We start from the raw sequence: 20,569 nt of genomic DNA, 5'->3' as shown, positions 1-20,569 counted from the left end.
GTTTCTGTTTACGATGAGCTGATGTGGCGTCGAATCATCTATCATCCGGAAGTTAACTATGCGCTGCGGCAAACGCTGGTGCTGTGCCTGCCTGTGGCGCTCGACTGGCTGTTTGGCGATCTGCAAAAAGGGCTGCTGTTCTCCCTGGTGCCGGCCTGCTGCAACATCGCCGGTCTGGATACGCCACACAAGCGGTTCTTCAAACGGCTGATTGTCGGCGGTGCGCTGTTCGCCAGCGGCAGTTTTCTGATTCAGTACCTCACGGCTTACGCTGTGCCGCTGCCGCTAATTCTGCTGGTGTTACCGCTGCTGGTGGGCGTGACCGGTGAAATCAGCCCGCTGCATGGCCGTTTGCTGCCCGGCACGCTGATCGCCGCCATCTTTACCTTAAGCCTCGTCGGCCGTATGCCGATGTGGGTCCCGCCGCTGCTGTATATCGGCGGGACGCTGTGGTACGGGCTGTTTAACTGGTTCTGGTTCTGGCTGTGGAAAGAGCAGCCGATGCGCGAGACCCTCAGCCTGCTGTACTGCGAGCTGGCCGATTACTGCGACGCCAAATATACCCTGCTGACGCAGTTGACCGATCCGGAAAAAGCGCTGCCGCCATTACTGGCGCGCCAGCAGAAAGCGGTCGATCTGATCACCACCTGCTACCAGCAGATGCATATGCTGTCCGCCAGCCGTGATAACAGCTATAAACGCCTGACGCGCGCTTTCCAGGTCGCGCTTGATCTGCAGGAGCACATCTCGGTCAGCCTGCGCCAGCTGGAAGAGGTGCAAAAGCTGGTGGAGCAGAGCCACGCCGAGGCGGTGATCCGCTGGAACGCGAAAATCATTTCGGCACGGCTGCGCGTGCTGGCCGATGCCATTCTCTATCACCAGCTGCCGGAACGCTTCCACATGGAGAAGCCGCTCGGCGCGCTGGAGAAAATTGCCCGACAGCACCCGGATAATCCGGTCGGTAATTTCTGCCTCTACCATTTCAGCCGCATCGCGCGCGTGCTGCGCACGCAGAAGCCGCTGTACACCCGCGACCTGATGGCCGATCGCCAGCGCCGCCTGCCGCTGCTGCCGGCGCTGCGCAGCTACCTGTCGCTGAAATCTGCCGCGCTGCGGACGGCGGCGCGCTTCGCCGTGATGCTAATGTTCGGCAGCGCGCTGGCGCTGTTCTTCAATATCCCCAAGCCCTACTGGATTCTGATGACCATCATGTTTGTCAGCCAGAACGGCTACAGCGCCACGCGCGTGCGCATTCAGCACCGGGCACTCGGCACCTTCGCCGGATTGCTGATCGCTGCGGCGTCGCTGCGCTTTGCTGTTCCGGAGTCGATTGCCCTGCTGACCATGCTGGTCATCACGCTCGCCAGCTATCTGATCACGCGTAAATATTATGGCTGGTCGATGATTGGCTTTACGGTGACGGCGGTGTATTCGCTGCAGCTGCTGTCGCTGAACGGCGCGCAGTTCCTGCTGCCACGCATGATGGATACGCTGATGGGCTGCCTGATTGCCTTCGCCGGCATGATCTGGCTATGGCCGCAGTGGCAGAGCGGGCTGCTGCGCAATAACGCGCACGACGCGCTGGAGGCTTATCAGGAGGCGCTGCGCCTGCTACTCGGTCCGGAGCAGGCGCCGGAGAAGCTGGCGTATCAGCGCGTCAAGGTTAATCAGGCGCACAACGCGCTGTTTAACTCGCTCAACCAGGCGTCCACCGAACCGGGCTTTAACTTTCAGTATCTGAAAGATATGCGCCTGTGGGTGACCCACAGCCAGTTTATCGTCGAGCACATCAACGCCATGACCATTCTGGCGCGCGAGCACACCATGCTGACGCCAAAGCTGGCGGAGCGCTATTTGCAGTCCTGTGAAATCGCGCTGCAGCGCTGTCAGCAGCGGCTGGCTTACGATGGGCCGGGCAACGACAGCAATATTCTGGAAGCGCCGGAGAATCTGAATGAGGGGCCGGTGACGATTGTCGAACAGCACGTGAAGCGCATTCTGCAGCACCTCAATGTGATGCACACCATTTCTTCACTGGCGTGGAGCCAGCGCCCGCATCACGGCCGCTGGCTCAGCATGCTGAAGCCGAAAGGTTAGTTCAGGACTTTCGCGATCGCCCGGGCGAAGCGCGCCATCCCTTCTGCGATATCGGTCGGCTCAATCACCAGCGACGGCACAAAGCGAATCACATCGCTGCCGGCGGTCAGCACCATCAGGCCTTCAGCGGCGGAAGCGTTGAGGATATCACGCGCTTTGCTGGCGTGCTGCGCGTTGAGTACGGCGCCCAGCAGCAGCCCTTTGCCCCGAATTTCACTGAAGATGTCGAACTGCTGATTGATGTCCTGCAGTGCAGAGACAAACTGCTCACGACGCGCGTCGACACCGTTCAGTACTTCGGGCGTATTGATGATATCCAGCGCGGTTTCGGCAATCGCACAGGCCAGCGGGTTGCCGCCGTACGTGGTGCCGTGCACGCCTGGCGCCATCACCGAGGCGATTTCATGGGTGGTTAGCATTGCGCTCACCGGGAAACCGCCGCCCAGCGCTTTAGCGGTGGTGATGATATCCGGCTGAATAGCGTAGTGTTCGTAGGCAAACAACTTACCGCTCCGGCCCATGCCGCTCTGCACTTCATCCAGCACCAGCAACGCGTTGTGCTGATCGCACAGCGCACGCAATCCCTGCATGAATTCCGGCGTTGCCGGCATCACGCCGCCTTCCCCCTGAATCGGCTCCACCACAATCGCGCAGGTGTGGTCGTCAATCACCGCTTTTACCGCTGCAAGATCGTTAAACGGCACATGGACGATATCCGCCGGCTTCGGGCCAAAGCCATCGGAGTATTTCGGCTGGCCGCCCACCGAGACGGTGAACAGCGTGCGGCCGTGGAAGGCGTTGTGGAAAGCGATAATTTTGCTTTTGAACGGGCTGTGCTTTTTGCAGGCGTAGTGGCGCGCTAGTTTGAACGCCGCTTCGTTCGCTTCGGCACCGGAGTTACCGAAGAATACCAGCTCGGCGAAGGTCGCCGCGATCAGTTTACTGGCGAGGCGCAGCGCCGGCTCATTGGTGAACACGTTACTGGTGTGCCACAGAGTTTCGCCTTGGCTTTTCAGCGTTTCCACCAGCGCCGGATGACAATGGCCAAGCGCGGTGACCGCGATACCACCGGAGAAGTCGATATACTCTTTGCCCTGCTGATCCCACACGCGGCTGCCTTTGCCTTTGACCGGCACAAACTGCGCAGGTGCATAAACAGGCAAAATAACGTTATCGAACGTTTCCCGGCTTACCGCTAGATTTTCCGCTGCCATTGATGACCTCATCGGGTTATTTGTTGAGCTGACATGAAATTATAATCACAAAATATGCATAAAAAATCATGCAATGGCAAACGGAAGTTACGTATTGAGGAAATTCGCCAGCAGCTGATGCCCCTGCTCGCTGAGAATGCTCTCCGGATGGAACTGCACGCCCTCAAGCGGCAGCGTACGATGGCGGAAGCCCATGATCTCATCGGCAACACCGTCGCGCAGGCTCCAGGCGGTGACTTCAAACTCCGGCGGCAGCGTGTCGCGCGCCACAATCAGCGAGTGATAGCGCGTGACGGTCAGCGGATTATTCAGGTTGCGGAACACGCCCTGGCCGGTGTGCTGCACCGTAGAGGTTTTGCCGTGTATCACCTGGCGCGCGCGCACCACCTTCGCCCCGTAGGCTTGGGCGATTGCCTGATGGCCAAGGCATACACCGAGAATCGGCAATCGTCCGGCAAAGTGGCGAATGGCTTCGAGCGAAATGCCAGACTGATCCGGCGTACAGGGGCCCGGCGAGATCACCAGATGGCTCAGCGGCAGCGCCGTCATCTCTTCCAGCGTCATCGCATCGTTGCGCACCACGCGCACCTGCGCGCCCAGTTCACAGAAGTACTGGTAGAGATTCCAGGTAAAGGAGTCGTAGTTATCAATTAACAGCAGCATAATGCCCTCAGGCCAGTAAAACCGCCGCTATTCTACGCATTTTAACGCGCCGGACTCACCACTTTCGCAAACTGCACGTTGAGCGGCGCGAGATCGCCGCCGACGCCGGCGACGATGGCCTTGTGCCAGCTTTCAGGCTCCAGCTTATCCCAGTTCAGCAGATAGCCCGCGTGCAGCGCCAGCTGTTCGAAAAAGATGCGCTGTGCCCGCCCGTTACCGGCACGGAACGGATGCAGGACGTAGATTTCACAGTAGTAATGCGCGATGCGTGCCACGAACGTCTGCTGGTCGAGGTCGCACAGGCCCTCTTCCTCCTCCAGTGCGCTCATCAGCGCATTGCCCTCGTTCTCGATGTACTCGCAGTGGCAAGGGCGTGTCGTCGCGTCAGATGTCGGTGGTACGCAGTTCGCCGGCCCAGCTGTAGATATCCTGAAACAGAGTGCGGTGAATGTGGCGCAGGTGCGGCAGGCCAGGCGTGGCCGGTCCGAGCGCCAGCGTGGCCAGCCGCGCCGCGCTGAATGCCAGCTCGGCTTTACGCAGCTGCGCCACGTCGTGAATTTCCAGCAGGTTTTTCAGCACGTCATCGTTGTGCCACAAATAGGGATCGCGCACCGCCAGGCTGTTATCCGCCATATTGCCTCCTCAGCGATGCCAGACGATCGTCCGCCTGTGCGCTCTCGACGGCAGGTTCATTCAGTTTATAACCGGCCAGTTTGCAGCTGGCCTAGTAATTGGCCGCACGGGTTTGCTGCCACAACGTGATTTTCTGTTTTTCGGTGAGTTTGCTGCTCATAGCACCTGCGGCAAGCAGGATGTGCCCTAAGTATAAGAGCAAATTTCAGCTTTGCCGGAGCGCGACAGACAGCGCCACGCAGGGGTGGCGCGTAGAGGGATTACGGCAGGACTTTCGCGGAAGTGATAACAACCGGTTTTGATGGCACATTCTGGTATGGCCCGACATCTTTGGTCGGCACCTGGGCGATCTTGTCGATAACATCCATGCCTTTCACCACTTTACCAAACACCGCATAGCCGAAGTCGCGCTGGCCATGGTCAAGAAAAGCGTTGTCCGCCACGTTCAGGAAGAACTGGCTGGTAGCACTGTCTTTCTCAGCGGTACGCGCCATGGAAATGGTGCCACGCAGGTTGCGCAGGCCGTTATCCGCTTCGTTTTTGATCGGCGCGTTGGTCTGCTTCTGCTGCATATCAGCCGTGAAGCCGCCACCCTGAATCATGAAACCAGGGATCACACGATGAAAAATGGTGTTGTTGTAGAAGCCGTTATTCACGTAATCCACAAAGTTTTTTACTGAAACCGGGGCTTTCTGATTATCCAGTTCAAGTTCGATATTGCCCGCAGAGGTGGTGAGCAGCACGTGCGTATCCCCTTTCGCCGCCAGAGCCGAAGCAGATACTGAAGAGAGCGCTAACAGGGCAACCGCCGCTGTCAAAGTACGTTTAAGCATGAAAGGTTCCTTACCTTGGAGAGCAAGTTCAAAAACGAGATTGATTGTAAAGAGCATGTAATACAAGAGCCAGCGTTTTACCTATATTTACGCTGATGTTGCTATCGTCATACTTTTCCCGTCGCGCAATCATTTGCGTGACTAGAATCACACTACTAATGAAATATCTCTCGCACGTTTCACTGCTTGTTTATTACGATCACAGGTCCATTTACAATTCATGACACTTTTTGCCACGTCGGCGCATCACAGGTTCAGAACATGACAAACCGTAATCGCATTGGCCTTACCTGGATCAGCTTTTTCTCCTATGCGCTCACCGGCGCACTGGTGATCGTTACCGGTATGGTGCTGGATAATATTGCCCAGTATTTCCAGCTGCCCATCTCAGAGATGAGCAACACCTTCACTTTCCTTAACGCCGGTATTCTGGCGGCGGTGTTCCTGAACGCCTGGCTGATGGTGATTGTGCCACTCAAGCGCCAGCTGATCTTTGGCTTTGTGCTGATGATCCTCGCCGTGGCCGGACTGATGACCAGCCATAACCTCACGGTGTTCTCGCTGTGCATGTTCGTGCTCGGCGTGGTCAGCGGTATCACCATGTCGATCGGCACCTTCCTGATTACCCATCTGTACGATGGTCGCCAGCGCGGTTCCCGTCTGCTGTTTACCGACTCGTTCTTTAGCATGGCCGGCACCATCTTCCCGATTATCGCGGGCATTCTGCTGGCGCGCGCGCTGCCGTGGTACTGGGTTTACGCCTGCATTGGCGTGATCTACGTGGCGATCTTTGTCCTGACGCTGATGGTCGAGTTCCCGGTACTGAAGAGCGAAGCCGCGGTGCAGGGCGGCGAGAAAGAGAAGTGGGGCATCGGCGTGCTGTTCCTGTCGATTGCGGCACTGTGCTACATCCTCGGCCAGCTCGGCTTCATCTCCTGGGTGCCGGAATACGCCACCAAATCGATGGGCATGGATATCGCCGCCGCCGGTCAGCTGGTCGGTAACTTCTGGACCGCCTATATGGTCGGCATGTGGGCGTTCAGCTTCCTGCTGCGCTTCTTCGACCTGCAACGCATTCTGGTGGTGCTGGCATTGCTGGCCACCGGCCTGATGTTCTGGTTCGTGAAAACCACCGATGCCAGCATGCTGCACTGGATTATTATGTCGCTTGGCTTCTTCTCCAGCGCCATTTACACCACCATCATCACGCTGGGCTCGCTGCAGACCAAAGCGTCATCGCCGAAGCTGGTTAACTTCATCCTCACCTGCGGCACCGTCGGCACCATGCTGACCTTCGTGGTCACCGGCCCGATCGTGGCCAAAGGCGGTGCGCACGCGGTGCTGTCCACCGCGAACGCGCTGTACGCGGTGGTGTTCGTGATGTGTGTGCTGCTCGACTTTGTCACCAAACATCGCCAGCACGGTCACCAGACTGCCTGATCCCCGAGCGGCGCGAAGCCTCGCGCCGCTATTCCCCTTCTCGCTCCCTTAACGCCGAAACGTCACCGCTTCGGTAGCGCCGAGATAAATTTCACTGCTTGCCGGCTGCGTGGCCGCCACCAGCACGCGCTTACGCAGCGAATAGCGCACCGGCACCTGACGGCGTAGCGCATCGAACCCGTTATCGGCAGGCAAAATAATCAGGCTGGCCGCGTTGCCCACCTGCACGCCATAATCCGCCAGCTGCATGGTTTTCGCACTGTTGTGCGTGATGAGTTGCAGCCCGCTGTCGATCTGCTCATAGCCCATCAGCTGACAGACGTGCAGCCCCATGTGCAGCACCTGCAGCATGCTGGCGGTGCCGAGCGGATACCAGGGATCGAACACATCATCATGGCCGAAGCAGACGTTGACACCCGCCTCCAGCAGCTCTTTCACCCGCGTCACGCCGCGCCGTTTCGGGTAACTGTCAAAACGTCCCTGCAGATGAATATTTACCAGCGGGTTGGCGACAAAGTTAATCTGCAACAACTTCAGCAGGCGGAACAGTCGCGAGGTATAAGCGTTATTGTACGAATGCATCGCCGTGGTGTGGCTGGCGGTGACGCGGGCGCCCATGCCTTCGCGGTGTGCCAGCGCCGCCACGGTCTCGACAAAGCGCGACTTCTCATCATCAATCTCGTCACAGTGCACGTCCACCAGCCGGTCATAGCGTTGCGCCAGCGCAAACGCCTTGTGCAGCGATTCGACGCCATATTCGCGGGTAAATTCATAATGCGGGATCGCGCCCACCACGTCAGCACCGAGGCGCAGCGCCTCTTCCAGCAGCGCTTCGCCGTTGGGATAAGAGAGAATGCCCTCCTGCGGAAAGGCCACGATCTGGATATCGATCCACGGCGCCATCTCCGCCTTCACCTCCAGCATCGCGGTTAATGCGGTAAGCGTGGGATCGGACACATCCACGTGGGTGCGCACGTGCTGAATGCCGTTGGCAATTTGCCACTTCAGCGTCTGCCGCGCGCGCTGCTTCACATCCTCATGGCTGAGCAGCGCCTTGCGTTCAGCCCAGCGCTCAATGCCTTCAAACAGCGTGCCGGACTGATTCCACGCCGGTTCGCCAGCGGTTTGCGTGGTGTCGAGATGGATATGCGGCTCGATAAACGGCGCGCTCGCCAGCCCGCCGGCGGCATCCAGCACATCCGGCTGGGCGACCGCGTGCGGCGGCTGCGGAATAATGGCGCTGATGTTGCCGTGGCGAATTTCGATCTGCCATAAACCCGGTTGGCCTGCCAGGCGCAGGTTGTTTATCCACTTAAACGCTTGCTGGGTCATATCCTTCTCCGCTGAAAACGCAACATCTTAAGCTAGCACGAAAAACGGCCGCGCCGCTGGCAACTTTTCTGCCGCCATTGGGTAATTTTCAGCCAAATAAAAGACTTAGATAAAAACGCTAAAAATCAGCAACATACCTCTAAATGGGTATATAAAGCCGCAGTTGATGTACGTCAATAAGCGCCAGAAACAGCGCGCTAAGGTAGGCGCAGATCCCGCAAATTTTGAGGCAAGCATGAGCAAGCCCAGTGTCGTTATTATTGGCAACGACATGGTTGGCCACCGCTTTATCGAAGAACTTATCGACAAAGCCGCCCCTGAGCAGTTCGCGGTAACCGTTTTCTGTGAAGAGCCCCGCGTCGCCTATGACCGCGTCCATCTCTCCGCCTATTTTTCCCACCACACCGCCGAAGAACTCTCACTGGTGCGCGAAGGCTACTACGAAAAACATCAGGTCAATCTGCTGCTCGGCGAGCGCGCCATTACCCTCAACCGTGAGGAAAAGCTGATTCACTCCAACACCGGTCGTGCGGTGCATTACGACACGCTGATTCTGGCCACCGGTTCTTATCCGTGGATCCCGCCGATCGCCGGCGCGGAGGGCAGCGACTGCTTTGTCTATCGCACCATCCGCACCATCGAAGATCTCAACGCCATTGAAGCCTGCGCGCGCCGCAGCAAACGCGGTGCGGTGATCGGCGGCGGCCTGCTCGGACTGGAAGCGGCGGGCGCGCTGAAAAATCTCGGCATTGAAACGCACGTGATTGAGTTTGCACCGGTGCTGATGGCGGAACAGCTGGATACACAGGGCGGCGAACAGCTGCGGCGTAAGATCGAACAGATGGGCGTGCAGGTCCATACCGGCAAAAATACCCGGCAGATTGTGCATCACGCTAAAGGCGGTAAAACGCTGGAGTTCGCCGATGGCAGCGCGCTGGATGTCGACTTCATCGTGTTCTCCACCGGCATTCGTCCGCAGGATAAGCTGACGCAACAGTGCGGCCTGGCGCTCGGCCAGCGCGGTGGCGTTGCCATCAACGATCGCTGCCAGACCAGCGATGCGGCGATCTGCGCGATTGGGGAATGTGCCGCCTAGCAGGATCGGATTTACGGTCTGGTGGCACCCGGCTACAAAATGGCGCAGGTCGCCAGCGATGCGCTGGTCGGGCGTGACAGCGTCTTTGCCGGTGCCGATATGAGCGCCAAACCAAGCTGCTAGGCGTGGATTTCGGCGGCATTGGCGATGCGCATGGCGCCCGCAGCTACATCTGGCTCGACGAACAGCAGCACGTGTATAAACGCCTGATCGTCAGCGAAGACAATACAACCCTGCTCGGCGCGGTGCTGGTGGGCGACACCAGCGACTACGGCAGTCTGCTGCAGCTGGCGCTCAATCACATCCCCTTACCGGAAAACCCGGCGCTGCTGATTCTGCCGGCAGGCAGCGGCGAAAAACCGGCGATGGGCGTCGATTCGCTGCCAGACAGCGCGCAAATCTGCTCCTGCTTTGACGTCAGCAAAAGCGATATCGTTAACGCGGTGCAGGCGGGCTGTCACACCGTGGCGGCGCTGAAAGCCGAAACCCGCGCCGGTACCGGCTGCGGCGGCTGCATCCCATTGATTACGCAGGTGCTAAACGCTGAGCTGAGCCGTCAGGGCATCGAAGTTAATCATCACCTGTGCGAGCATTTCGCCTATTCGCGCCAGGAGCTGTATCACCTGATCCGCGTGGAGGAGATCAAATCGTTTGACGCACTGCTGACGAAGTATGGCCAGGGTTACGGCTGTGAAGTGTGTAAACCGACCGTCGGATCGCTGCTGGCCTCCTGCTGGAACGAATACATCCTCAAGCCGCAGCATACGCCGCTGCAGGACAGCAACGATCTCTATCTCGGCAACATCCAGAAAGATGGCACCTACTCGGTGATTCCGCGCACCGCTGGCGGTGAAATCACGCCGCAGGGGCTGATGACGCTGGGCGAAGTGGCGCGGCAATACAACCTTTACACAAAAATCACCGGCTCACAGCGCATCGGCCTGTTTGGGGCGCAGCGCGACGATCTGCCGGCGATCTGGTCACAACTGATTGCCGCCGGCTTTAAAACCGGACAGGCTTACGCCAAAGCGCTCGCATGGCGAAAACCTGCGTCGGCAGCAGCTGGTGCCGCTATGGCGTTGGCGACAGCCTCGGCTTCGGCATTGAGCTGGAGAACCGCTACAAAGGCATCCGCACGCCGCACAAGATGAAGTTTGGCGTCTCCGGCTGTACCCGTGAATGCGCCGAAGCGCAGGGCAAAGATGTCGGCGTCATCGCCACCGAAAAAGGCTGGAACCTGTACGTGTGCGGCAACGGCGGCATGAAACCGCGCCACGCCGATCTGCTGGCGGCCTACCTCGACCGCGACACGCTGCTGCAGTATCTTGACCGCTTCATGATGTTTTACATCCGCACCGGCGACCGGCTGCAGCGCACTTCGCTGTGGCTGGAGAGCATGGACGGCGGCATCGACTATCTGCGCAGCGTGATCATCGACGACAGGCTCGGCCTCAACGCTCAGCTGGAGCAGGAACTGGCGCGTCTGCGCGCTGACGTCCGCTGTGAATGGACTGCCACGGTTAACGACCCGCAGCAGCAGGCGCACTTTACCACGTTTATTAACAGCCCGCAGCGCGACCCGCTGGTGCAGCACGTCAATGAACGCGAGCAGCATCGCCCGGCGCGTCCGGCGGAGCGCATCGCTATCACCCTGATCGAGGAGGCTGACGCATGAGCCAGTGGTACACCGTGTGTGAACTCACACAAATCCTGCCCGCTACCGGCGTGTGCGCGCTGGTTAACGGCCAGCAGATTGCCATCTTTCGCCCGCGCGACGATGCGCAACTGTACGCTCTGAGCAACATCGACCCGTTTGCTGAGGCCAGCGTGTTATCGCGCGGCCTGATCGCAGAACACCAGCACACGCTGTGGGTCGCCAGCCCGCTGAAAAAACAGCGTTTTCGCCTGAGCGATGGCGTTTGTCTGGAAGATGAAAGCCGCTCGGTGGCGAGCTATGCGGTGCGCGTTAGCAACGGCTAGGTCGAAGTCTGCGCCTGACAAAATTCCTTCACTTTATGAGACGTCACTATGTTTTCTGACACCCTGAACACCTGCGCCGCCAATGCGGCGCGCATTGTACGCACCGCGCAGCACAGCCCGCTGGCCTTCTGGATTGGATCGGCGATGGCCGGCGCTTACGTTGGCCTGGCGATCATCCTGATCTTCACCCTCGGCAACCTGGCGGACCCGGCGTATCGTCCACTGCTGATGGGCGCCACCTTCGGTATTGCCCTGACGCTGGTGATCATCGCCGGTTCCTAGCTGTTTACCGGCCACATAATGTTCCTCACCGTGGGCGTCAAAGCCGGTACCATCAGCCACGGTCAGATGTGGTGTGTGCTGCCGCAAACCTGGCTGGCTAACCTGATCGGCTCGGTGTTTGTCGCCCTGCTCTACTACTACGCCGCTGGTGCGCTGCTGCCAAACGCCGGCTCGCTGATTCACAGCGTAGCGCTGGCAAAAACCACGCAGACGGCGATGGCACTGTTCTTTAAAGGCGCGCTGTGCAACTGGCTGGTGTGTCTGGCGATCTGGATGGCGGTGCGCAGCGAAGGTGCCGCGAAGTTCATCGCCATCTGGTGGTGCCTGCTGGCGTTTATCGCCTCCGGCTACGAGCACTCCATCGCCAACATGACGGTATTTGCGCTGTCGTGGTTTGGCCAGCACAGCGCCGACCTGACGCTGCGCGGCATCGGCCACAACCTGCTGTGGGTGACGCTCGGCAATATGTTCTCCGGCATGGTGCTGATGGGCCTCGGCTACTGGTATGCCACGCCGCAGGCGCAGCGCCCGCAGACGCAAGCCCAAGCTTCGCCGCTGAAATCGGTATAATCCATTCCACAGCACGCACCGTGCGGGCTTTTTTCAGGATTCGCTATGGACTACTTTCCGCTGTTTTGTCGGCTGCAAGGCAAGCGCTGTTTACTGGTTGGCGCAGGCGACGTGGCTGAACGCAAAGCGCGTTTGCTGCTGGAGGCCGGCGCAGAGCTGTACGTCGGCGCGCTGGATTTTTCCCCGGCGTTTCAGCAGTGGGCCCAACAGGGAAAAGTGACGTTACTGCACGGCGAATTTACCGATGACTGGCTGGATGAGTGCTGGCTGGCGATTGCGGCCACCAATGATGATGGGGTCAATCAGCAGGTGGCTGACGCCGCCGAACAGCGCCGCCTCTTCTGTAACTTGGTGGATGCGCCGCAGCAGGCCAGCGCCATTATGCCGTCCATCGTCGACCGCTCGCCGCTGATGATCGCCGTCTCTTCCGGTGGCCGCGCGCCGGTGCTGGCGCGTCTGCTGCGTGAGAAGCTGGAGGCGATGCTGCCACAGCATCTCGGCGAACTGGCTGCGCTGGCGGGCTCACTGCGCGCCCGCGTGAAACAGCATTTTAGCGCCATGGCGCCACGTCGCGCCTTCTGGGAGCGCTTCTTTGCCAGCGATCGGCTGGCCCAAACGCTGGCCAACGGCGATCGCTCACGCGCTGCCGCGCAGGTCGATGCCTTGTTTGCGGCGCCGCTGGCGCAGCAGGGCGACGTGGTGCTGGTGGGTGCCGGGCCGGGCGATGCCGGTCTGCTGACGCTGAAAGGGTTGCAGGCTATCCAGCTGGCTGATGTGGTGGTGTATGACCGGCTGGTGTCGGAGCCGATTCTTAATCTGGTGCGGCGCGATGCCGAACACATCTTCGTGGGTAAGCAGGCGGGCCATCATTGCGTGCCGCAGGAGCAAATCAACCAGCTGCTGCTGGAGCAGGCGCAGCGCGGCAAGCGTGTGGTGCGCCTCAAAGGCGGCGATCCCTTTATTTTTGGCCGCGGCGGCGAAGAGCTGGAGGTGCTGGCGCAGCATAACATCCCGTTCAGCGTGGTGCCGGGCATCACCGCCGCGTCCGGCTGTGCCGCCTACAGCGGTATTCCCCTCACCCACCGCGACCATGCCCAGAGCGTGCGCTTCGTCACCGGCCATCTGCAGCAGCACGGCGAAATGGAGTGGGGCAAACTGGCGGCGGAACAGCAGACGCTGGTGTTTTACATGGGCCTCAGCCAAGCGGCCGAAATTCAGCAGCAGCTGTTACGGCACGGGATGGACACAGCGATGCCGGTGGCTATCGTGCAGCATGGCACCACGCCGCAGCAGCGCGTCGCCTGCGCCACGCTGCAGGCGCTGGCGACGCTGGCACAGCAGTTTGCCAGTCCGGCGCTGATTATTGTGGGCCGCGTGGTCAGCCTGCGCACGCAGCTGCGCTGGTTCTGATGCGGTAAAAAACTGTACAGCGCTGCGCTTTGCCGCCAGACTGAGCAGCCAAATCAATCACAAGGAGTTTCCATGCGCATTATTTCTCTGGCCGCGGCGCTGCTGATGCCGCTGAGCGCGGCGGTAAGTGCCGCCCCGGTGACGTGGTCAACGGTCACGGGTGAATGGCAGGTGGTTGCCGTGACGCCGAAAAAAGGAGAACGGCCAGATTTACATCAAAAACGATCCGCAGTTTATGGGCGCGCGCGTGGCGTTTAAACCCAATGCGATTAGCTGGACGCGCGGTACTGCCGAACGCGGCATTAATCCGGCGACCGACAATTGTCAGGGTAAACTGCGCCTGAGCGCCGCCAACGGGGACGGACAGGATCGTGATTTCAGCTTTCGCTATGGCTTCAACGTGCACTATGGCAATTAGGCGTGGGGACCGGCACCGGGCTCGGTACTGAGTGTGCTGGCCGACGGCAATGCGCGGCTATTCTAGGATGGCGCAGAGCTGATGCTGCATCGGGTGAAGTAAAGTCTGCGGGGCGCGTTAGGCTGCGCCCCAGCAAATAAACTTATGGCTGCGCTACAAAGCCCACGGCGTCATACACTTTCTTCAGCGTTTCCTGTGCATGCGCACGGGCTTTCGCTGCGCCATCGCGCATCACCTGGTTGAGGAACGCTTCGTCATTGCGGAAGCGATGATAACGCTCCTGCAGCTCAGTCAGCATCTCAGACACAGCATCTGCCACCGCGCCTTTTAGGTGACCATACATTTTGCCTTCGAACTCCTGCTCCAGCTGCGCAATCGACTTACCGGTCACGCCTGACAGGATATCCAGCAGGTTAGACACGCCCGCTTTATCTTTGATGTCGTAACGCACCACCGGCGGCTCTTCAGAGTCGGTCACTGCGCGCTGAATCTTCTTCACCACCGATTTGGTGTCTTCCAGCAGACCAATCACGTTGTTGCGGTTGTCATCGGATTTCGACATCTTCTTCGTCGGCTCCAGCAGTGACATCACGCGCGCGCCGGACTTCGGAATAAACGGCTCAGGAATTTTAAACACGTCGCCGTACAGCGCATTGAAGCGCGCGGCGATATCGCGGCTCAGCTCAAGGTGCTGCTTCTGGTCTTCGCCGACCGGCACCTGGTTAGTCTGATACAGCAGAATATCGGCCGCCATCAGCACCGGATAATCGAACAGACCGGCGTTGATGTTCTCTTCGTAACGTGCCGATTTGTCCTTGAACTGCGTCATGCGGCTCAGTTCACCGAAGTAGGCGTAGCAGTTCAGCACCCAGCTCAGCTGCGCGTGCTCCTGTACGTGCGACTGCACGAAGATGGTGCTTTTTTCCGGATCGATACCGCAGGCAAGGTACAGCGCCAGCGTATCCAGCGTGGCTTTGCGCAGCGCGGCCGGGTCCTGACGAACGGTAATGGCGTGCAGATCGACGATGCAGTAAATGCAGTGGAAATCATCCTGCATCTGCACCCACTGACGCAGCGCACCCATGTAGTTGCCAATGGTCAGTTCACCGGAAGGCTGGGCGCCGCTGAAAACGATGGGTTTGCTCATGTTATGTCCTGATAATCACAGCCCGAGAACGGGTAAAAGTTCGCTAAAAGTATCGAGAGTTAAATCGGGCTGGCTGGTGGCAATCGGCTCACCGTAGTTGTAGCCGAAGGTCATCGCAACGTTCGGCACGCCCGCCGCCTGGGCAGCGAGAATATCATTGCGCGAATCACCGACAAACAGCAATTGTCCTGGAAGCACGCCAAAACGGCCGAGAACGAGGAAAATCGCCGCCGGATGCGGTTTTTTTACCACCACATCGTCGCCGCCGATGATCAGAGAAAAGTAGTCGGCAATGCCGAGCGACTGCAGCAGCGGAGCAACAAACGGTGTGGGTTTGTTGGTGACGATGGCCAGCGTCTCCTGCACCTGTAGGAACAGCGTACTGCCGGCTTCCATCGTCGCGGCGTAATGTTTGTCGAACAGCGCACGCGCGTCGCGCTGCTCATCGGCGTGCGGCCCAGCGCCCAGCTGAGCGCCCGCGCCATCATGATGTCCGCACCGTTGCCAATCCAGGTCGAAACCCGCTCAACGCCAGCGGGTGGCAGCTGCAAATCGGCCAGCGCCAGATCGATCGCCTGTGCTAGGCCTGGCGCGCTGTGTACCAGCGTGCCGTCGAGATCGAATGCCAGCGCGCGGATATCAGTGAAATGAGCCATTAACTTTCTCCAGTTCGCTGCGCATCTCATCGATCACCTTCTTGTAATCCGGATGACCGAAGATCGCCGAGCCGGCAACAAACATATCAGCCCCGGCCGCCGCGATTTGACCGATGTTATCGATCTTCACGCCGCCATCCACTTCCAGACGGATTTGGTAACCGCTCTGGTCAATGCGACGACGCGCTTCGCGCAGTTTATCCAGCGTGCCCGGAATAAAGGACTGGCTGCCGAAGCCAGGGTTGACCGACATCAGCAGAATGATGTCGAGCTTATCCATCACGTAATCGAGATAGCTGAGCGGCGTTGCCGGATTGAACACCAGACCGGCTTTACAGCCGTTCTCTTTGATCAGCTGCAGCGTACGGTCAACGTGCTCGCTGGCTTCGGGATGGAAAGTAATGAAGCTGGCACCCGCTTTGGCGAATTCCGGGATCAGCGCATTAACCGGTTTGACCATCAGATGCACATCGATGGGCGCGGTGATGCCGTAATCGCGCAGCGCTTTCAGCACCATTGGCCCCATGGTCAGATTGGGAACATAGTGGTTATCCATCACATCGAAATGCACCACGTCGCCACCAGCTTCCAGCGCTTTAGCGGTATCTTCGCCTAGGCGGGCAAAATCAGCGGCAAGGATTGATGGGGCCAGTAAAAATTGTTTCATCCGAATCTCCCAATTTTGTGCGCCAGCCGGGGCTAGCGTGATGCGTTGGTCGCGGACGAAACAGGCTAGCGGAAAAGCGCCAGCAGTTCGTCAACCTGAGTGCGACCACTTATGCTTCGACTGATGGAACGCCGGGCTTTAACTACGTGTAAATCCGCATTCTGATACCACTCGCGCGTCAGCAGAGTATCGTGGTTAGAAATCAGTACCGGGATGCGGCTCTCCTGCGCCAGCTGACTGGCCAGCTCCGCCAGATGCTGCTGCTCGCGCAGGCTAAAGCTGTTGGTGTGGTAAGCGGTAAAATTAGCCGTCGCCGACAGCGGCGCATACGGCGGATCGCAATAAACCACTGAGCCTGCAGGGGCGTTGCCCAGAGTAACATCGTACGATTCACAGACAAAGGTGGCTTTTTGCGCGCGCTCGGCGAACAACAGCAGTTCGGCTTCCGGGAAGTACGGCTTACGATAGCGACCAAAGGGCACATTAAATTCACCGCGCAGATTGTAACGGCACAGGCCGTTGTAACCGTGGCGGTTGAGATAAAGAAACAGCAGGGCGCGCTGATAGGTATCCGCGCTGGCGTTGAACGCCGTACGCTGGGCGTAATAGGTTTCCGCCGTATTGCCGCTGGCGCTGAACAGCTGGCGCGCGTCTTCAATAAACGAGGCGGTGCGCGTTTTGACGATATTGTAGAGATTGATCAGATCACCGTTGATGTCCGCCAGGTGATAACGGTCATAATCGGTGTTGAGGAATACGGAACCGGCGCCGACAAAAGGTTCGATTAAACAATCACCTTGTGGCAGATGACGACGGATATCGTCAAGCAGCGGGTATTTCCCTCCGGCCCATTTCAGGAAAGCGCGATTTTTCTTCATGCTGTCGTGGCTATTACATCTTAATTATTGGCTGTGGCGAAACCGACAGCAGATCTGCGCTTAGAACGGGGCCGCAGCAGCGCGGCCCCACATCACTTATTGGCTCTCTTTCTTCACCTGGCTCAGCGGTTTAACCCACGGGTTCGCCGTACGCACTTCCGCCGGCAGTGAAGCTACCGCACGTTTGGCTTCGGCCGGTGTGGCATAAGCGCCGCTCACCAGCACGTACCACGGCTGGCCGTTACGCGTGGTTTTATACACGTGATAACCGCTCAGATTCTGTTTCTTCGCCCAGGCGTTCAGGCTCGCTTCTTTCGACGCACCGCTCAGCTGCAGCGTGTAGTTACCGCCCGATGGCAGCGACTTGCTGGCACCGCCACTGCTGGCGGGTGCGCTGTTGTGCGCGGTGGTGGTGTGCGTTTTGTTCTCTTTCACTGCGGCCGGTTTACTGGCAGCGGGTGTTTTGTGGCTGCCGACGCTGCTGGCACCGAGGCTGCGCGGTGGCGTCTCAGCGCGTACCGCCGGCGGCGTGACCGCTTTGCCGGCGCTGCCGCTGACCGTCGCCGGTGCGGTAGGCAGCGAACTGTTGCCCTGTGCGCCCTGCGCCGCGGCATCAACGGAACCCTGCTGATTATTCAGCGCGGTATTGAGATCGCCCGGCAGCGTTACGCGCTGCTGGTTGGCCGGTGTGTCAACCAGTGCTGCCTGAGTCGGCGTGGAGGAAACAGACGGCATGGAGATTGACTGACCGTCACTGCCGGCAGGTGCGGCGTTACCGGCGGTATTCTGCGGCGCACAGCCCTCAGCCGACGGCGTGGCATTCTGCTGGCCGCTCATGGCGGTTGAACCTGACAGGTCGATATTCTTTTCACTGCCGCCGCCAGCCGGTGCCGCGCTACCGGTGCTGGCGCTGTTGCTGGCCGGTTTCTTCTCGTCCGGGCCGGTCAGCGCGGAGCCAATGCCCAGCACCAGAATCAGCAGCACCAGAATGCCGATGCCCATCATCATATGCTGACGGGAAACCGGTACTTTCGCTTTCGGCGCAGAAGACGATTTGCGAGGCCGCGTGGGAAGGCGGTCACTGGCGTCAGGTTTTAACTCGTCTTCCGGTTTGAACTCATCCATTTAGCCTCCTCCGTAAAACGGCACGCTGCTCACTGTTCCCCCGCCGGACGGCAGCCCGACGTAGTCCGGGGATAATCAAGATACTTTGCAATCGTTAATCGCAGCCAGCACCATATCATGCGCTACGCCGCCACGCACTTCAGAGCGGCCAATAGCGAGAGGCAGCACCAGACGCAGCTCGCCGCCGAGCACTTTTTTATCGCGCATCATGTGCGGCAGATAGGCTTCTGCCGTCATGCTGGCCGGGCCGTTAACCGGCAGGCCAGCACGCTGCAGCAGCGCAATAATGCGGTCAGTATCGGCAGCGCTGAACTGACCCAGACGCTCAGCGGTGCGCGCCGCCATCACCATGCCCGCCGCAACCGCTTCACCGTGCAACCAGTTGCCGTAACCCATGTGCGCTTCAATCGCATGGCCAAAAGTATGACCGAGATTGAGCAGCGCACGCAGGCCGGTTTCACGCTCGTCGGCCGCCACCACTTCGGCTTTCAGCTCGCAGCAGCGGCGAATGCAGTAAGCCATGGCAGTGTTATCCAGCGCCAGCAGCGCATCAAGATTCTGCTCCAGCCACTGGAAAAATTCACCGTCGAGAATGATGCCGTATTTGATCACTTCCGCCAGACCGGAGGCCAGCTCGCGCGGCGGCAGCGTAGTGAGGCAGTCGGTATCGACCACCACCGAAGCCGGCTGGTAGAAAGCACCGATCATGTTTTTACCGAGGGGATGGTTCACCGCAGTTTTGCCCCCGACCGAGGAGTCAACCTGCGACAGCAAGGTGGTCGGCACCTGAATAAATCGCACACCGCGCTGGTAGCTGGCGGCAGTAAAACCGGTCAGATCGCCAATCACGCCACCACCCAGTGCAATCAGCGTGGTGTCACGGCCGTGCGGCTTCTGGAGTAGCGCGGTGAAAACCTCGTCCATCACCGCCAGCGTTTTGTACTGCTCACCGTCGGGCAGAATCACCTGATCCACTTTCACCCCGACGTTGCGCAGCAGCGTCGCGAGTTTTTCCAGATAGATCGGTGCCAGCGTCTGATTCGTCACCAGCATGGCATTGTCGCCGGCTTTCAGCGGCCAAAAAGAAGCCGGATAGTTAAACAGTCCGGCAGCGATGGTGATGGGGTAACTGCGATCCCCCAGTGAGACAGTGATCTTCTCCATGATGACCGATACCTATTGCTGAGCCCTCAGGGTGCTGGATTAATTTTTTTCCAGCATGTTGATGATCTGATTGGCGACAACTTTTGCACTTTGATCGTCAGTGCGAATGGTGACGTCAGCGATCTCTTCATAAAGTGGATTACGTTCGCCAGCCAGTGCTTCCAGTACCTCGCGCGGCGGTTCGTCAACCTGCAGCAGCGGACGCTTTTTATCACGCTGAGTGCGGGCAAGTTGCTTTTCGATGGTGGTTTCGAGGTAGACGACCACGCCGCGGGCGGAGAGACGATTACGGGTTTCACGGGATTTGACGGAGCCGCCACCGGTCGCCAGGACAATGCCCTGTTTCTCGGTCAGCTCGTTGATGATTTTCTCTTCACGATCGCGAAAACCGGCTTCGCCTTCCACATCAAATACCCAGCCTACATCCGCTCCGGTACGTCGCTCAATTTCCTGATCGGAATCGAAAAATTCCATATTAAGTTGCTGAGCTAACTGACGACCAATAGTGCTTTTGCCGGCACCCATCGGCCCAACCAGAAAGATATTGCGTTTCTCTGCCATTTTGTCGGTATTACTAAGAATTCGTTGATGATACCCCGCGTTCAGCACATTGCTGGCGGGACAGGAACTGAGACCTCATGAGCGTTAGCAAGAGTCAGACGGAAAATTATCTCAACACTCATGGCCGTTTGGCAACCGAATAAATTGCCCCCGGCGACCTTCAAACAGGACCGGTCTGTGGTTCGCGAGACGGTAACGCTCTTCCTTTTTTGCCATCCTTGTGCGCGCTACAGGTGCGCTGGCTGGGCCTGTCGCTCCCGACAGCTTACCTGCGTAAACGGTGGAATACGTGCCGTTGCTGACGTCCTGTACCACCCAAAATTCGGGCATATTTCTTTCGATGCCAGTATCGCTTATCACTGACACCCGCCGGAAGGTTATCCTGCCGCGTTCCGTTACACCG

Annotated in this window: 17 protein-coding genes and 4 pseudogenes; 8 read left to right on the top strand and 13 right to left on the bottom strand. The window is 58.9% G+C overall.

Features of this window, described 5'->3' with window-relative positions; genetic code table 11:
* The first annotated feature begins 21 nt into the window (after window positions 1-21).
* A complete protein-coding gene (locus AC6I8M_RS03855; RefSeq protein WP_010617371.1) occupies window positions 22-2,097 on the top strand; it encodes a YccS/YhfK family putative transporter in 2,076 nt (691 codons plus the stop codon).
* On the opposite strand, the gene argD is transcribed toward AC6I8M_RS03855, so the two are convergent.
* From argD to ppiA, 5 genes and pseudogenes are all read right to left on the bottom strand, one after another.
* On the bottom strand, window positions 2,094-3,311 hold the full coding sequence (gene argD, locus AC6I8M_RS03850; RefSeq protein ID WP_010617372.1) for a bifunctional acetylornithine/succinyldiaminopimelate transaminase: 1,218 nt from the start codon (window positions 3,309-3,311) through the stop codon (window positions 2,094-2,096). The genes AC6I8M_RS03855 and argD overlap by 4 nt on opposite strands.
* A gap of 87 nt (window positions 3,312-3,398) precedes the next feature.
* The gene (locus tag AC6I8M_RS03845) at window positions 3,399-3,974 is read right to left on the bottom strand and encodes an aminodeoxychorismate synthase component II (protein ID WP_010617373.1); all 576 of its coding nucleotides are present in this window, start codon (window positions 3,972-3,974) and stop codon (window positions 3,399-3,401) included.
* A 41-nt stretch (window positions 3,975-4,015) separates the two neighbouring features.
* Window positions 4,016-4,607: pseudogene (locus tag AC6I8M_RS03840) on the bottom strand (putative adenosine monophosphate-protein transferase Fic).
* Window positions 4,608-4,698: 91 nt separating this feature from the next.
* A complete protein-coding gene (locus tag AC6I8M_RS03835; protein ID WP_318285103.1) occupies window positions 4,699-4,767 on the bottom strand; it encodes a YhfG family protein in 69 nt (22 codons plus the stop codon).
* Between the two features lie 100 nt (window positions 4,768-4,867).
* Window positions 4,868-5,440 carry a peptidylprolyl isomerase A gene (gene ppiA / locus AC6I8M_RS03830; RefSeq protein WP_010617374.1) on the bottom strand — a complete coding sequence of 191 codons (573 nt, stop codon included), beginning with the start codon at window positions 5,438-5,440 and terminating at the stop codon, window positions 4,868-4,870.
* A gap of 261 nt (window positions 5,441-5,701) precedes the next feature.
* Here ppiA and tsgA point away from each other — a divergent pair, with 261 nt between their 5' ends.
* Complete coding sequence (gene tsgA, locus AC6I8M_RS03825; RefSeq protein ID WP_010617375.1) at window positions 5,702-6,880, top strand: MFS transporter TsgA; 1,179 nt, start codon at window positions 5,702-5,704, stop codon at window positions 6,878-6,880.
* A gap of 48 nt (window positions 6,881-6,928) precedes the next feature.
* On the opposite strand, the gene AC6I8M_RS03820 is transcribed toward tsgA, so the two are convergent.
* The gene (locus AC6I8M_RS03820) at window positions 6,929-8,212 is read right to left on the bottom strand and encodes a cytosine deaminase (protein WP_010617376.1); all 1,284 of its coding nucleotides are present in this window, start codon (window positions 8,210-8,212) and stop codon (window positions 6,929-6,931) included.
* 235 nt (window positions 8,213-8,447) lie between these two features.
* Between AC6I8M_RS03820 and nirB the strand changes: the two are divergent.
* The 6 genes and pseudogenes from nirB to AC6I8M_RS03790 all read left to right on the top strand — a co-directional run bounded on the left by nirB (window position 8,448) and on the right by AC6I8M_RS03790 (window position 13,968).
* Window positions 8,448-10,983 (top strand): annotated as a pseudogene (nirB, locus tag AC6I8M_RS03815) (nitrite reductase large subunit NirB).
* Complete coding sequence (nirD, locus tag AC6I8M_RS03810; RefSeq protein WP_010617379.1) at window positions 10,980-11,288, top strand: nitrite reductase small subunit NirD; 309 nt, start codon at window positions 10,980-10,982, stop codon at window positions 11,286-11,288. Before nirB ends, nirD begins: the two are co-directional and overlap by 4 nt.
* Window positions 11,289-11,336: 48 nt before the next feature.
* A pseudogene (gene nirC / locus AC6I8M_RS03805) lies at window positions 11,337-12,140 on the top strand (nitrite transporter NirC).
* 45 nt (window positions 12,141-12,185) lie between these two features.
* Window positions 12,186-13,550: a siroheme synthase CysG gene (gene cysG / locus AC6I8M_RS03800; RefSeq protein WP_010617382.1), complete on the top strand. Its 1,365-nt coding sequence runs from the start codon at window positions 12,186-12,188 to the stop codon at window positions 13,548-13,550.
* A gap of 72 nt (window positions 13,551-13,622) precedes the next feature.
* Entirely contained in the window at window positions 13,623-13,808 is a 186-nt protein-coding gene (locus AC6I8M_RS03795) for a hypothetical protein (protein WP_010617383.1), read from the top strand.
* A complete protein-coding gene (locus AC6I8M_RS03790; RefSeq protein ID WP_318285099.1) occupies window positions 13,798-13,968 on the top strand; it encodes a hypothetical protein in 171 nt (56 codons plus the stop codon). The genes AC6I8M_RS03795 and AC6I8M_RS03790 overlap by 11 nt, the downstream gene beginning before the upstream one ends.
* 142 nt (window positions 13,969-14,110) lie before the next feature.
* Here the strand turns inward: AC6I8M_RS03790 and trpS are convergent, their stop codons facing one another.
* From trpS to aroK, 7 genes and pseudogenes are all read right to left on the bottom strand, one after another.
* Entirely contained in the window at window positions 14,111-15,115 is a 1,005-nt protein-coding gene (gene trpS / locus AC6I8M_RS03785) for a tryptophan--tRNA ligase (RefSeq protein WP_010617385.1), read from the bottom strand.
* A gap of 15 nt (window positions 15,116-15,130) precedes the next feature.
* Window positions 15,131-15,771 (bottom strand): annotated as a pseudogene (locus tag AC6I8M_RS03780) (phosphoglycolate phosphatase).
* Window positions 15,755-16,438, bottom strand: coding sequence for a ribulose-phosphate 3-epimerase (gene rpe, locus AC6I8M_RS03775; protein WP_010617388.1), 684 nt, complete (start codon window positions 16,436-16,438; stop codon window positions 15,755-15,757). Before rpe ends, AC6I8M_RS03780 begins: the two are co-directional and overlap by 17 nt.
* Window positions 16,439-16,503: 65 nt before the next feature.
* Window positions 16,504-17,316 carry an adenine-specific DNA-methyltransferase gene (gene dam / locus AC6I8M_RS03770; RefSeq protein ID WP_010617389.1) on the bottom strand — a complete coding sequence of 271 codons (813 nt, stop codon included), beginning with the start codon at window positions 17,314-17,316 and terminating at the stop codon, window positions 16,504-16,506.
* Window positions 17,317-17,412: 96 nt separating this feature from the next.
* Window positions 17,413-18,441 carry an SPOR domain-containing protein gene (locus AC6I8M_RS03765; RefSeq protein ID WP_010617390.1) on the bottom strand — a complete coding sequence of 343 codons (1,029 nt, stop codon included), beginning with the start codon at window positions 18,439-18,441 and terminating at the stop codon, window positions 17,413-17,415.
* 75 nt (window positions 18,442-18,516) lie between these two features.
* Window positions 18,517-19,605, bottom strand: coding sequence for a 3-dehydroquinate synthase (aroB, locus tag AC6I8M_RS03760; RefSeq protein ID WP_010617391.1), 1,089 nt, complete (start codon window positions 19,603-19,605; stop codon window positions 18,517-18,519).
* Between the two features lie 39 nt (window positions 19,606-19,644).
* Entirely contained in the window at window positions 19,645-20,166 is a 522-nt protein-coding gene (gene aroK / locus AC6I8M_RS03755; protein ID WP_010617392.1) for a shikimate kinase AroK, read from the bottom strand.
* Between the last annotated feature and the right edge of the window lie 403 nt (window positions 20,167-20,569).

The organism is Type-A symbiont of Plautia stali, assembly GCF_059731155.1.
The sequence above is the reverse complement of the archived record's forward strand: the minus strand, read 5'-3'. Positions and strand labels throughout refer to the sequence as shown.

Bases quoted from the DNA above. Each gene is read 5' to 3' on its own strand.
- AC6I8M_RS03855 (WP_010617371.1), top strand. From the start codon at position 22: ATGTGGCGTCGAATCATCTATCATCCGGAAGTTAACTATGCGCTGCGG.
- argD (WP_010617372.1), bottom strand. From the start codon at position 3,311: ATGGCAGCGGAAAATCTAGCGGTAAGCCGGGAAACGTTCGATAACGTT.
- AC6I8M_RS03845 (WP_010617373.1), bottom strand. From the start codon at position 3,974: ATGCTGCTGTTAATTGATAACTACGACTCCTTTACCTGGAATCTCTAC.
- ppiA (WP_010617374.1), bottom strand. From the start codon at position 5,440: ATGCTTAAACGTACTTTGACAGCGGCGGTTGCCCTGTTAGCGCTCTCT.
- tsgA (WP_010617375.1), top strand. From the start codon at position 5,702: ATGACAAACCGTAATCGCATTGGCCTTACCTGGATCAGCTTTTTCTCC.
- AC6I8M_RS03820 (WP_010617376.1), bottom strand. From the start codon at position 8,212: ATGACCCAGCAAGCGTTTAAGTGGATAAACAACCTGCGCCTGGCAGGC.
- nirD (WP_010617379.1), top strand. From the start codon at position 10,980: ATGAGCCAGTGGTACACCGTGTGTGAACTCACACAAATCCTGCCCGCT.
- cysG (WP_010617382.1), top strand. From the start codon at position 12,186: ATGGACTACTTTCCGCTGTTTTGTCGGCTGCAAGGCAAGCGCTGTTTA.
- AC6I8M_RS03795 (WP_010617383.1), top strand. From the start codon at position 13,623: ATGCGCATTATTTCTCTGGCCGCGGCGCTGCTGATGCCGCTGAGCGCG.
- trpS (WP_010617385.1), bottom strand. From the start codon at position 15,115: ATGAGCAAACCCATCGTTTTCAGCGGCGCCCAGCCTTCCGGTGAACTG.
- rpe (WP_010617388.1), bottom strand. From the start codon at position 16,438: ATGAAACAATTTTTACTGGCCCCATCAATCCTTGCCGCTGATTTTGCC.
- dam (WP_010617389.1), bottom strand. From the start codon at position 17,316: ATGAAGAAAAATCGCGCTTTCCTGAAATGGGCCGGAGGGAAATACCCG.
- AC6I8M_RS03765 (WP_010617390.1), bottom strand. From the start codon at position 18,441: ATGGATGAGTTCAAACCGGAAGACGAGTTAAAACCTGACGCCAGTGAC.
- aroB (WP_010617391.1), bottom strand. From the start codon at position 19,605: ATGGAGAAGATCACTGTCTCACTGGGGGATCGCAGTTACCCCATCACC.
- aroK (WP_010617392.1), bottom strand. From the start codon at position 20,166: ATGGCAGAGAAACGCAATATCTTTCTGGTTGGGCCGATGGGTGCCGGC.